This window comes from Streptomyces filipinensis (genome assembly GCF_014649495.1).
In the GTDB taxonomy this organism is placed as follows: Bacteria; Actinomycetota; Actinomycetes; order Streptomycetales; family Streptomycetaceae; genus Streptomyces; species Streptomyces filipinensis.
This window is the reverse complement of record NZ_BMTD01000009.1, coordinates 107970-120172: the sequence shown is the minus strand read 5'-3', so window position 1 is coordinate 120172 and position 12203 is coordinate 107970. Positions and strand designations below refer to the sequence as shown.

Here is a 12203-nt window from a genome sequence, read left to right as displayed (position 1 = left end):
TGATGACGGCACCGACGAGGGTACTGGCGGCGGGTGTCCAGCTGCCCCCGCTGGAGATCCCGGTCACGCGGACGCTGATCGTGGCGGGGGCGATCGCCTCACGGGACTACCAGGACGTCCACCACGACGCCGAACTGGCCCGGCAGAAGGGCTCACCGGACGTCTTCATGAACATCCTGACGACGAACGGCCTGGTCGGCAGGTACGTCACGGACCACTTCGGCCCGACGGCCGTGCTCCGCAAGGTCGCCATCCGGCTCGGGGCGCCCAACCGCCCCGGCGACACCATGGTGCTGACCGGCAGGATCGAGGCGGTCGACGGTGACACCGCCACCGTACGGGTCGTCGGCGCCAACGCGCTCGGCCGTCATGTGACGGGCACGGTGACGGTCACGGTCCCGACGGATCCGGCTCCGCCGGCCCCGGCCCGGACGCGGGAGACCGTCGCGGCGGCCCCGGACCCGAAGGACCGCTCATGAGCGTGCGCACCCGCGACACCCTGGCCGGACGGGCCGCGATCGTCGGCATCGGGGCCACCGAGTTCTCCAAGGACTCCGGGCGCAGTGAGCTGCGGCTGGCCGTGGAGGCGGTACGCGCCGCGCTGGACGACGCGGGGCTGGCACCGGCGGACGTGGACGGCATGGTGACGTTCACGATGGACACCAACCCGGAGATCACGGTGGCCCAGGCCTGTGGGATGGGCGAGCTGTCCTTCTTCTCGCGGGTCCACTACGGCGGCGGCGCGGCCTGTGCGACGGTCCTGCAGGCGGCGCTCGCGGTGGCGACGGGCGTGGCGGAGGTGGTGGTCTGCTACCGCGCCTTCAACGAGCGGTCGGGCCGCCGGTTCGGCGCGGGCGTGCAGCACCGGGAGCCCTCGGCGGAGGGGGTGGCGCTCGGCTGGGTGCTGCCGTTCGGGCTGCTCACCCCGGCCTCCTGGGTGGCGATGGCGGCCCAGCGGTATCTGCACGCGTACGGGCTGGCGCCGGAGGTGTTCGGGCACGTGGCCGTGGTGGACCGCAGGTACGCGGCGACGAACCCGGCGGCGTACTTCCACGGCCGCCCGATCACCCTCGCCGAACACGCGGCGTCCCGCTGGATCGTGGAGCCGCTGCGGCTGCTGGACTGCTGCCAGGAGACCGACGGCGGGCAGGCGATCGTCGTCACGTCCCTGGAGCGCGCCCGGGATCTGCCGCGTCCCCCCGCCGTGATCGCGGCCGCGGCCCAGGGCGCGGGGCGGGCGCAGGAGCAGATGACCAGCTTCTACCGGGACGACCTGACCGGCCTGCCGGAGATGGGCGTGGTGGCGCGGCGGCTGTGGCGCGACTCCGGCCTGCGCCCGGGCGACATCGACGTGGGGATCCTGTACGACCACTTCACGCCGTTCGTGCTGATGCAGCTGGAGGAGTTCGGGTTCTGCGGGAAGGGGGAGGGGGCGGGCTTCGTGGCCGAGGAGCGGCTGCCGCTGAACACCCACGGGGGCCAGCTCGGGGAGGCGTATCTGCACGGGATGAACGGCATAGCGGAGGCGGTGCGCCAGCTGCGGGGCACGGCGGTGAACCAGATACCGGGAGCGGCCCGGACCCTGGTGACGGCCGGCACGGGGGTACCGACGTCGGGGCTGGTCCTGACGGCGCCCGGGTGATCCGGGGGCCGCACCCGCTCCGGCGCCTCGACCGGCCCCGGAGCCGGGGGCGGGGCGGCCGGCGGTGCCGGGGCGGACGGGCGGGCGTCAGGGTCGTACCCGCAGAGGGACCGCACGCGCCGTCCACCTTCAGGAGGTGGAGCCGGCCCCACCCGTACAACCTGAGGGGGACCCCGCTTCGGGACCTGCGGGCGATCCGCCGGCAGGGGGCCCGCTCCTAGCGTGGAGCCATGACCACACCCGTCTGCACCAGCGCCTCGGCCGCCGCCGCACCAAGGCGGCAGACCCTCCCCCACGCACGGCACAGGCCAGGCGGAGAGGCACCCGCCTACCCGTCGTTCGCGTCGTACGTGCGCGCCCGCCAGCCGGTCCTGCTGCGCACCGCGCGCTCGCTGACCGCGAACCTGAGCGACGCCGAGGACCTGCTGCAGACCGCGCTCGCCAAGACCTACGTGGCCTGGGAGCGGATCGAGGACCAGCGGGCGCTCGACGGCTATGTGCGCCGGGCGCTGCTGAACACCCGGACCTCGCAGTGGCGCAAGCGCAGGGTGGACGAGTTCAGCTGCGACGAGCTGCCCGAGCCCGAGCCGGTCCCCGGCGGCGACGACCCGGCCGAGCGGCAGGCGCTGCACGACGCCATGTGGCAGGCGGTCATGAAGCTGCCGGCGCGCCAGCGGGCGATGGTCGTCCTGCGCTACTACGAGGACCTCAGCGAGGCCCAGACCGCCGAGGTGCTGGGCGTGTCGGTGGGGACGGTGAAGTCGGCGGTGTCCCGTGCGCTCGGCAAGCTGCGTGAGGACCCTGAGCTGGGACTGGTCCGCTAGTCGGGAATTCCCCCAGATTTCCTCCCCCGGTGTCCCGCCCCTAGTGACATACCGCGCGGTATGTGAGCAGAATCAGCGCGACCTCTACCACCGCGTAGGCAACGCCGCCCCGGGAGGACCCCGTGCTGAGCACCATGCAGGACGTACCACTGACCGTCACCCGCATCCTCGTGCACGGGGCGCTGGTGCACGGACGGTCCCAGATCATCACCTGGACCGGCGAGGCCGAGCCGCAGCGGCGCAGTTTCGCCGACGCGGGCCTGCGGGCCGTACAGCTGGCGAACGCCCTGCGCGACGAACTCGGCGTCCGGGGCGACGACCGGGTGGCGACCCTGATGTGGAACAACGCCGAGCACGTCGAGGCGTACTTCGCGATCCCGTCCATGGGTGCCGTGCTGCACACGCTCAATCTGCGGCTGCCGGCCGAGCAGCTGGTGTGGATCGTCAACCACGCGGCCGACAAGGTCATCATCGTCAACGGCTCGCTGATCCCGCTGCTCGCCCCGCTGCTGCCCAAGCTGCCGACCGTGGAGCACATCGTCGTGTCCGGCCCCGGCGACCGTACGCCGCTCGCGGGTGCCACGGCGCGGGTGCACGAGTACGAGGAGCTGATCGCGGGCCGGCCGACCCGGTACGACTGGCCGGAGATCGACGAACGCCAGGCCGCCGCCATGTGCTACACCTCCGGCACGACCGGGGACCCCAAGGGCGTGGTGTACAGCCACCGTTCGATCTACCTGCACTCCATGCAGGTCAACATGACCCAGTCGATGGGCCTGACCGACCAGGACACCTCACTGGTCGTGGTGCCCCAGTTCCACGTCAACGCCTGGGGCCTGCCGCACGCCACCTTCATGACCGGCGTGAACATGCTGATGCCGGACCGTTTCCTGCAGCCCGCGCCGCTCGCCGAGATGATCGAACGCGAGAAGCCCACCCACGCGGCGGCCGTCCCGACCATCTGGCAGGGTCTGCTCGCCGAACTCACCGCCCGCCCCCGGGACGTGCGGTCCCTCACCCAGGTCACCATCGGCGGCTCCGCCTGTCCGCCCTCCCTCATGGAGGCCTTCGACACGCTCGGCATGCGCGTCTGCCACGCCTGGGGCATGACGGAGACCTCGCCGCTGGGCACGGTGGCCCGCCCGCCGGCCCACGCGGCCGGCACCGAGGAGGAGTTCGCCTACCGCCTCACCCAGGGCCGCTTCCCGGCCGGCGTCGAGGCCCGCCTCACCGGCCCGGGCGGCGTACGCCTCCCCTGGGACGGCGAGTCGGCGGGCGAGCTGGAGGTGCGCGGCCCGTGGATCGCGGGCGCGTACTACAACGGCCCCGACGCCGAACCCCTCCGCCCCGCCGACAAGTTCAGCGACGACGGCTGGCTGAAGACCGGCGACGTCGGAACCATCTCCCCCGACGGCTTCCTCACCCTCACCGACCGCGCCAAGGACGTCATCAAGTCAGGCGGCGAGTGGATCTCCTCGGTGGAGCTGGAGAACGCGCTGATGTCCCATCCGGACGTGGCCGAGGCCGCGGTGGTCGCCGTGCCCGACGAGAAGTGGGGCGAGCGCCCGCTGGCCACGGTGGTCCTCAGGGAGGGCGCCACCGCCGACTTCGAGACCCTGCGCACGTTCCTCGCCGAGGAGGGCCGCATCGCCAGGTGGCAGCTGCCCGAGCGCTGGACGGTCGTCGCGTCGGTGCCGAAGACGAGTGTGGGCAAGTTCGACAAGAAGGTGCTGCGCAGGCAGTACGCGGACGGCCACCTGGACGTCACACGGCTCTGACCGCCCCGGGGCGGCCTGTGGTGCGCTGCTGACCCGGGCCGCTGCCCCGCGCTGCTCACCGGGGCGGCCGGCCCGGCCCGCCGCCCCGGGCCGCTCGCCCAGGGCGCCGGTCCGCGCTGCTCACGCCCCCGTTCACCCCCGCCGCAGCGTGCTCGTCCAGCCCAGCAGCAGCCCTACCGCCGCCACCGCGCACACCCCGGCCCAGCCCCAGTGGCCGAAGGCCGGGCCTGCGGCGGCTGAGGCGAGGGCGCCGCCGGCGAAGCCGGAGACGACGTAGGCGGTGTTGGCGGTGGCCGGGGTGGACGTCGTGGTCAGGGCGACGGTCTGGTTGGCGACGTGCGAGGCGACGAGCGCGGCATGGACGGCGATCGCGGCGGCGAACAGCGCCACCAGGACATGCCCGCCCAGCCAGAACAGCGGTACGGCCACGGCCGCGAGCAGATACGCGGTACCGACGACCCGTGCCGCGCCGAAACGGTCCACCAGGCCTCCGGCCAGCGGCGCCACCGCGCTGGAGGTCAGTCCGAAGAGGCCGAAGAGCCCGGCGGTCGCGGTCGACAGCCCGTAGGAGGGGCCGGTCAGCAGCAGCGTCAGGGAGGTCCACAGCGCGCTCCAGGCGCCGAACATGCCCGCCTGCCGGAGGCACGCCCGGCACAGGTCGGGCGAGCGGCGCAGCAGTCCCGGCAGCTCGGCCAGGCCCGAGAACAGGCCGCCCTGCCGTGCCCGGCGCTCCGACGGCAGGGCCACGGCGGTGGCCAGGCCCAGTGCCAGGGTCAGTACGGCGGATCCGGCGAACACCCAGCGCCAGCCGAAGACCTGCCCGGCCAGACCGCCGACGACACGGGCGGCCACGATGCCGGTGAACAGCCCGGCGATGACGGCCGCGACATGCCGGGCACGCCGGTTCGCGGGGGCGCGCTCGGCGACCAGCGGGACCAGCAGCTGCGGTATGACGGTCGCGGCGGCGGCGAGGAACACGGCGGCGGCGAGCGCGGCGGTGCCCGGGGCCGCGGCGGCGGCGACCAGCGCCCCCGTGGTGGCCAGGGACAGGCCGGCGACGAGCGGGCGGCGGTTGACGCGGTCGCCGAGCGGGGCGAAGAAGAGCAGGCCGGCCGCGTAGCCGAACTGGGCGACGGACGCGATCCAGGTCACCGCCGAGGGGACCGTGCCGAAGTCGTGGGCGATCAGGGGGAGCAGCGGGGCCGCGAGGTAGATGTTGGCGGCGGTGACGGCCGTGCAGACGGCGATGAGCAGGAGGAACAGATTGCCGGATGCTCCGGGGGCCGCGGACTCGCCGGGCGCGGTGGACGCCGCGGACCGGTCGGGCGCGGGGACACGGTCGCGGGTCCGGGTCCGGGTCCGGTGGGCCGGGCGGGTGCTGGTGGCTGACGGCATGAGCGGGGACACTCCTTGGAGCCGACTCTAGTAACTAACTCGTTGGTTGGTAGCACTCAACAGGGTGCAGGGTGATCGCATTCCCGTCAACCAAATAGTTGGTTACTTGCCTGTCCGACCCCTACCCTGTCCCCATGGCAGCAGTCAGGGACCCCGAGGCCACCAAGGCCCGCATCTTCGAGGCGGCGGTCGCCGAGTTCGCCCGGCACGGCATCGCGGGCGCCCGCATCGACCGCATCGCCACCGAGGCCAAGGCCAACAAGCAGCTCATCTACGCCTACTTCGGCAACAAGGCGGAGCTGTTCACCCAGGTGCTCGGCACCTGCATGGTCGACCTGGCCGCCGCCGTCCCCGTCGACCCCGACGACATCGAGGGCTGGGTCGACCGCCTGCTCGACTACCACGCCGCCCACCCCGAGCTGCTGCGCCTGCTGTTCTGGGAGGGCATCGAGTACGGCACGGCCGAGCTGCCCGACGAACCGACCCGCCAGGACCACTACGCCCGGAAGGTGGCGGCCCTCGCCGACGGCCAGGCCCGAGGGGTGATCACCGACGCGTTCCCGCCCGGCGACCTCCTGTTGCTGCTGACCGCGCTGGCCAACTGGATGGCCGTGGTCCCCCAGATGCGGCGCATCCTCACCGGGGCGGAGGACACCGACCGCGACCGGCTGCGAGCCTCCGTGAAGGAGGCGGCCCGCCGCCTGGTCGCGCGCTAGCCGCAGCACTGCGCGGCCGACGGCACAGCCGCTCCCCGAGCTCCACGGGACCGGCGGCCCCGAAGGCAAGGCCGGCGGCTCCGAAAGCAGACCGGCGGCCCCGAAGGCAGGACCGGCGGCTCCGGAAGCCCTAGTTCGTGCCGATGCTGGCCAGCAGGTCCACGATCCGGCTCTGCACCTCGGCGCTGGTGGAGCGCTCCGCGAGGAACAGCACCGTCTCGCCCGACGCCAGCCGGGGCAGGTCGGCCTGGTCGACGGCCGCCGTGTAGACGACCAGCGGGGTGCGGTTGAGCTGCCCGTTCGCACGGAGCCAGTCGATGATCCCGATGAAGCCGGCCTGGCGCCGCTGCACCTGCATCAGGTCCATCACCACGAGGTTCGGCCGGAACTGCCCGGCGAGCGTCACCGCGTCGTTGTCGTTCGCGGCCCGCGCCACCTGCATCCCGCGCCGCTCCAGGGTCGAGGTCAGCGCCAGCGCGATCTCCGCGTGCTCCTCGATGAGCAGCACCCGCGGCGGATGCTGCTCGCTGTCGCGCGGCGCCAGCGCCTTGAGCAGCACGGCGGGATCGGCGCCGTACGCCGCCTCGCGCGTCGCCTGACCGAGTCCGGCCGTCACCAGCACCGGCACCTCGGCGGCGACCGCGGCCTGCCGCAGCGACTGCAGGGCCGTACGCGTGATGGGCCCGGTCAGCGGATCCACGAACAGCGCGGCCGGGAACGCCGCGATCTGCGCGTCGACCTCCTCACGGGAGTGCACGATCACCGGCCGGTAGCCACGGTCGCTCAGCGCCTGCTGGGTCGTCGCGTCCGGCGCGGGCCACACCAGCAGCCGGCGCGGGTTGTCCAGCGGCTCCGGAGGCAGTTCGTCGTCGAGCGGCTGCGGCAGCGGCGCGTCCGCGACCTCGACCGCCCCACCGGGACCGTCCAGCGGCTCGGGCCCCTCGGCGGCATCGGCGTCCGGCGCGCCTATGGCGTACGAGCGTCCGGCGCCCTCGGTGCCCGGGGCGAGCCGGGGCTGCCCGGCGAGCGACGGCTGCGCCTGCGCGGGGACCGGCTGACCGCCGAGGGACGGCTGTCCACCGGGCGACGGTTGTCCACCGAGGGACGGCTGTCCGCCGAGCGAGGGCTGCGCGGGCGCCGGTTCGGCCGGCGGGCGCGGCCGGGCCGTCTGCTCCGGCTGCTGGTCCGCGCGCTGGGCCGGGTCGGGCGGCGTGCCCAGCTTGCGCCGCCGGCCGGACCCGCCCGGCGTGTGCGGCGGCGGGGTCGCCGTGGGCTGCTGCACCTGCGCGGCCTGCCGCGAGAACGGCACGCCCTGTCCGAGCGTACGGACGCTGATCGCCCGCCCCTGCGTCGAGTTCGGGTCGACGTCGCCCTCCTCGGCGGGCAACGGCTGTGCGGCCCGCGGCGCCTGGACACCGGCCCGCTCCGCGGGGAGCGGGGTGCCCGGGGCCGGCGTGCCGGTCTGCGGTACGGGCGTGCCACCCGCGCCGGAGGTGTCATCGGCGCCGGGCCACTGCTGGGGCACGCCAGGCGCCTGGCCGGCCGTCGGCATCTGCCCGGCACCGGCCTCCGCGGGCAGCGGCAGGCCGTTCGGGGCACCACCCGGCGGCGTCGGACCCGCAGCCGCGGGGGAGCCGGGAGCCGTCGGTACGGGCCGGCCGGCGGCGTCGTGCCTGGGCGCGGCGGGGTGCGGTACGCCGGGTTGCTGACCCGGCAGCCCCTGCGCGGGAGCGGACGTCTGCCCCGCGGCCGGTACGGGACCGGCCTGGACGGGGATGCCCTGCCCGGCCGTACCCTGCGCCGGAACGCCGTGAACCGGCGTGCCCTGACCGGGAGTCGGCGCCCCCGCGGGCTGCGGTCCGGCCTGCCCGGGCGCGACCGGCACGCCGTGCGGGGGAGTCACCTGCGCCGGGACCGCCTGGCCGGGAACGGCCTGGACGGGAGGCATCGGAGCGGGAGGCATCGGTACGGAGGCCGGGTGAGCGCCCTCCGGAGCCTGAGGTGCCATCGACTGGGCGGGCTCCGCCGACTGGGTCACGGCACGGCGGCGGCGGCCGGTCGGCGCGCTGGTCGGATGCGGCTGCGGCGGGGTGTGGTCCGAGGCCTGGTCGAGCGGTACGGCGTCGTGCCGGCCGTCGTCAGCGGGCACCCCCGCGACGGACAGCGGCAGCTGAGCCGGTTCCTGCCCCGGCGCCTGCGGCTGGCCGGCGGCACCCGGAACGGCACCCGCCCCGGCGTCCGTACCCGATCCGGCAGGCGCACCCGTCCCAGGACCGGCAGGCGCGACCGCCCCCGGCCCCACCGGTACGGCGCCCCCGGGACCCACAGGCGTGCCCGCGCCCGGAACGCGGCCGGGCGCCGGAACCGTACCCGTGCCGTCCGGCCCGCCCGCGGACTGCGGTGAGCGGTCGGCCTCGGCCGGCGGCAGGGCGAAGACCGTACGCGCACCCGCCTCCTGGGCGGCGGCACGCTCCGCCGCGGCGGCCAGCGCACGCCGGCGCCGCCCGGTCGGCTGCCCACCCTCGGCCGGGACGACCTCCGCGGCCGGAACCCCCGGCGCAGCCTGCGCATCCGGAACGGCCTGCCCGCCTGGTGCCGGCCGGCTGCCCACGGCGGGCAGGGCGGGCGGCAGGGCGGCCTGCGGGGCACCGGAGTCGTGGGGAGCGCGCCGGCCCGTGGGCACGGGCACGCCCTGGGGCGGAACGGCGGCGCCGAGTCCCGTACCCGAGGCGGCGGCCCCGGCGGCGTGCTCGGCGGCCGTCACCACCGCCCCCTCGCTCACGGCCCCGCCGGCGTCGCCGTCACCGGCGTTGTTCTCGGCGGGCCGGGCACGGCGTCGCCCGGTACCGCCGGACGCGGCTTCCGGGCCCGCGGCCGGAACCACGGCCGGCTCCTCGGCGGGCGCACCCGCCCGCCTGCGGCGCCGACCGGTCGGTGCGGGCGCCTCCGCCTCACCGGCCTGGCCCGCGCCCGGCACATCACTCTCCAGGAAGGCGTCCGTGGAGGCACGCCGGGCCCGCCGCCGTCCGCCACCGGCCGCTTCCTCAGCGGCCCCTTCACCGAGGCCGGAGGCCTGCTCGCCCGAGACCTGCTCGCCCGAGACCGGCGTGGCCGGCCCGCCCGGCACCAGCCCACTCGGCTCCTGCCCGCCCGGCTCCTGTCCGGCGAGCACCAGTCCGCCCGGCTCCTGCCCCACCGGGCCCTGCCCGACGGGACCCTGCCCCGCCGGGAGCGCCACGGCCGACGGCCGTCCGTCGACCGTCCCCGCGCCACCCCCGAGCGGCACCTCCAGCACATACGCGCTGCCGCTCATGCCCGGCACCTCGTGCGTCTGGAGCACCCCGCCGTGGGCCCGCACGATCCCGCGCACGATCGGCTCGTGCACCGCGTCTCCCCCGGTGTACGGCCCGCGCACCTCGATCCGCGCGACCTCACCGCGCTGCGCGGCGGCGACCACGACGGTGTTGTCCAGGTAACCGCCCGCGGAGACGGGCGAGTTGCCGGTCGCGTCGACGCCGGCCACGTCTGCCACGAGGTGCGCGAGCGCGGTGGCGAGCCGCTGCGGGTCGACCTCGGCCTCGATGGGCGGCGCGTGCACGGCGAACTGCACCCGCCCGGGTCCGATCAGCTCGACGGCCCCGTCCACACCGGCGGCGACGACGGCGTCCAGCATCACCTTCGTGCGGGTGATGTCCTCGGCGCCGGCGTCCAGCCGCTGGTACCCGAGGACGTTGTCGATGAGCGTCGTGATCCGCGCGTACCCGGCGGAAAGGTGATGGAGCACCTGATTGGCCTCGGGCCACAGCTGCCCGGCGTCGTCCGCGGCCAGCGCGGCCAGCTCGCGCCGCAGCTCCTCCAGGGGCCCGCGCAGCGACTGCCCCAGCAGGGTCAGCAGCTGCTCGTGGCGCCCGGCCAGCGCCTCGTACCGGTCCTTCTCCCGCTCGGCGAGCGCGGCGTACCGCTCCTCGCCGGCCGCCTGCTCCTCCGCGTGCTTCTCGCGCAGCTCCTCGAGCTCGGTGACATGCTGCTGGCGCAGTGCGGTCAGGTCGGAGGCGTGCTCCTCGGAGAGCCGTTCGACCTCCTCCGCGTGCGCCTTCTCCAGCGCCGCCTTCTCCTCGGCCATGGATTCGAGCGGCCGCCGGTCGGTGAAGGTCATCACGGCGCCGACGAGCTGGTCCCCGTCGCGCACCGGCGCGGTGGTGAGGTCGACGGAGACCCTCTCGTCGCCCTTGGACCACAGCACCTGCCCGCGCACCCGGTGCTTGCGCCCGGAGCGCAGGGTGTCGGCGAGCGGGGACTCGTCGTACGGGAAGGGGGAGCCGTCGGCGCGCGAGTGCAGCACGAGCGTGTGCAGCTCCTTGCCGCCCAGCTCTCCGGCCCGGTAGCCCAGTATCTGGGCGGCGGCCGGATTGACGAGGACGATCCGGCCCTCGGTGTCGGTGCCCACGACGCCTTCGGACGCGGCCCGCAGGATCATCTCGGTCTGCCGCTGCGAGCGCGCCAGCTCGGCCTCGGTGTCGACGGTCCCGGACAGGTCCCGTACGACGACCATCAGCAGCTCGTCGCCGGTGTAGCCGTAACCGTCGTACGCCTGCTGGCCGTTCTCCAGATTCGCGCTCGTGACCTCGACCGGGAACTCGGTCCCGTCGGTCCGCCGCGCGATCATCCGCGTCGGCTTGGTGCGCCCCCGCGGATCCATGTGGTCGGGCCGGCGCATCGAGCCGGGGATCAGCCGCGAGTCGAACTCGGGCAGCAGATCGAGCAACCCGCGCCCGACGAGAGCCGTGCCCGGCGCCTCGAAGGCCTCCAGCGCGATGGTGTTCGCGTTGACGACGGTTCCGTTGGCGTTGACCAGGACCAACGCGTCCGGCAGCGCGTCGAGTATGGCTGCGAGGCGAGCAGCGCCTCGGGATGGCCTGCTGCTCACGAGACGCCTTCCTCCCTGTTACCGCACCTTGCCGACCGCTCGGGCCATCTTGCCAACCGGCCCGCGACGTGTCACGCGAGGGAGTCTAAGCGCACACGTTGCGCTCGCGACGCCGGATGAGAGGGAGGTCCCACGACGAAGTGACACCGAACGCGTGCTCGCACGCCGACCACGGCCTCCGGCTGCGCGAGACCTTCGCGGGACCTTTACCGGAGAGGTGATTCCGCCGAGAGCCCCCGTGAACCACCTGACCCCCTCCGTCCCGCCCCCTCCGCCCCGCGCGCCCACCCTGCCCCCTCCGCCCCGGGCGCCCGTCCCACGTCTCTGTCCCACGTCTCTGTCCCGCTTCTCCGACCACGTGAGTCGCCCGTGGGCGCGCGCCGCCCGGGGCGGTCCCCCTAGGCCGCCAGCGAGCCCAGCCTCGGCAGCAGCGGCACCAGCCCGTCCCACCGCCCGATCTCGCACCCGTTGCTGCGGTCGTAGCCCGCGGCGACCCTGCGGCCGGCCCAGGTGCCGGTCACCCGGGCGGTGGCCGGCCCGCCGTAGAGCATGGTGCAGGTCGTCCCGGGCGCCACCGGGGCGAAGAGGTCCTTCCCCCAGCGCGTGTGCTCGTCCAGCACCCGGCAGGCCTCCGCCGCGTCCGGGTGACTCCCGCCGGCCGGATGGCAGGACAGCTCGTACGTCCCGTCCCGCCCGGACCCGGCCTGCCGCACGACGACGGTGAGGTGATCACCGGCCCGGTCCTCGGGCCGCACGGGCGGCGGCACGGCGGACGCGGCGACGGCGGGTACGGCGGACACGGCGAGGAGACCGGAAACGGCGGCGAGGACCGGCCCGACGCCACCGCGCACCCGGCCCCGCTGAAGAAGAAAGACCATGCCCAGCCCAACGGATCCGCCGCCCCGGACGTTGCGCCGCGCC

At 75.1% G+C, this 12203-nt stretch carries 8 protein-coding genes; 5 read left to right on the top strand and 3 right to left on the bottom strand.

The window, feature by feature from the left end; genetic code table 11:
• The first annotated feature begins 2 nt into the window (after positions 1–2).
• From IE244_RS21040 to IE244_RS21025, 4 genes are all read left to right on the top strand, one after another.
• Entirely contained in the window at positions 3–479 is a 477-nt protein-coding gene (locus IE244_RS21040; protein WP_373305759.1) for a MaoC/PaaZ C-terminal domain-containing protein, read from the top strand.
• Entirely contained in the window at positions 476–1642 is a 1167-nt protein-coding gene (locus IE244_RS21035) for a lipid-transfer protein (RefSeq protein WP_191875101.1), read from the top strand. Before IE244_RS21040 ends, IE244_RS21035 begins: the two co-directional genes overlap by 4 nt.
• Before the next feature lie 230 nt (positions 1643–1872).
• Positions 1873–2466: a SigE family RNA polymerase sigma factor gene (locus tag IE244_RS21030; protein ID WP_191875100.1), complete on the top strand. Its 594-nt coding sequence runs from the start codon at positions 1873–1875 to the stop codon at positions 2464–2466.
• 122 nt (positions 2467–2588) lie between these two features.
• Positions 2589–4244, top strand: coding sequence for a long-chain fatty acid--CoA ligase (locus IE244_RS21025; RefSeq protein WP_191875099.1), 1656 nt, complete (start codon positions 2589–2591; stop codon positions 4242–4244).
• 132 nt (positions 4245–4376) lie between these two features.
• Here the strand turns inward: IE244_RS21025 and IE244_RS21020 are convergent, their stop codons facing one another.
• Positions 4377–5639, bottom strand: coding sequence for an MFS transporter (locus IE244_RS21020; protein ID WP_191875098.1), 1263 nt, complete (start codon positions 5637–5639; stop codon positions 4377–4379).
• Between the two features lie 134 nt (positions 5640–5773).
• On the opposite strand from IE244_RS21020, the gene IE244_RS21015 reads away from it, so the two are divergent.
• Entirely contained in the window at positions 5774–6355 is a 582-nt protein-coding gene (locus IE244_RS21015; protein WP_191875097.1) for a TetR/AcrR family transcriptional regulator, read from the top strand.
• A 130-nt stretch (positions 6356–6485) separates the two neighbouring features.
• Here the strand turns inward: IE244_RS21015 and IE244_RS21010 are convergent, their stop codons facing one another.
• Positions 6486–11282 carry a PAS domain-containing protein gene (locus IE244_RS21010; protein ID WP_191875096.1) on the bottom strand — a complete coding sequence of 1599 codons (4797 nt, stop codon included), beginning with the start codon at positions 11280–11282 and terminating at the stop codon, positions 6486–6488.
• Positions 11283–11680: 398 nt separating this feature from the next.
• The gene (locus IE244_RS21005) at positions 11681–12160 is read right to left on the bottom strand and encodes an SSI family serine proteinase inhibitor (RefSeq protein WP_191875095.1); all 480 of its coding nucleotides are present in this window, start codon (positions 12158–12160) and stop codon (positions 11681–11683) included.
• Positions 12161–12203 lie beyond the last annotated feature (43 nt).

Excerpts from the sequence above, each read along its gene's own strand:
- IE244_RS21030 (WP_191875100.1), top strand. The coding sequence starts at position 1,873 with ATGACCACACCCGTCTGCACCAGCGCCTCGGCCGCCGCCGCACCAAGG.
- IE244_RS21040 (WP_373305759.1), top strand. The coding sequence starts at position 3 with ATGACGGCACCGACGAGGGTACTGGCGGCGGGTGTCCAGCTGCCCCCG.
- IE244_RS21015 (WP_191875097.1), top strand. The coding sequence starts at position 5,774 with ATGGCAGCAGTCAGGGACCCCGAGGCCACCAAGGCCCGCATCTTCGAG.
- IE244_RS21005 (WP_191875095.1), bottom strand. The coding sequence starts at position 12,160 with ATGGTCTTTCTTCTTCAGCGGGGCCGGGTGCGCGGTGGCGTCGGGCCG.
- IE244_RS21035 (WP_191875101.1), top strand. The coding sequence starts at position 476 with ATGAGCGTGCGCACCCGCGACACCCTGGCCGGACGGGCCGCGATCGTC.
- IE244_RS21020 (WP_191875098.1), bottom strand. The coding sequence starts at position 5,639 with ATGCCGTCAGCCACCAGCACCCGCCCGGCCCACCGGACCCGGACCCGG.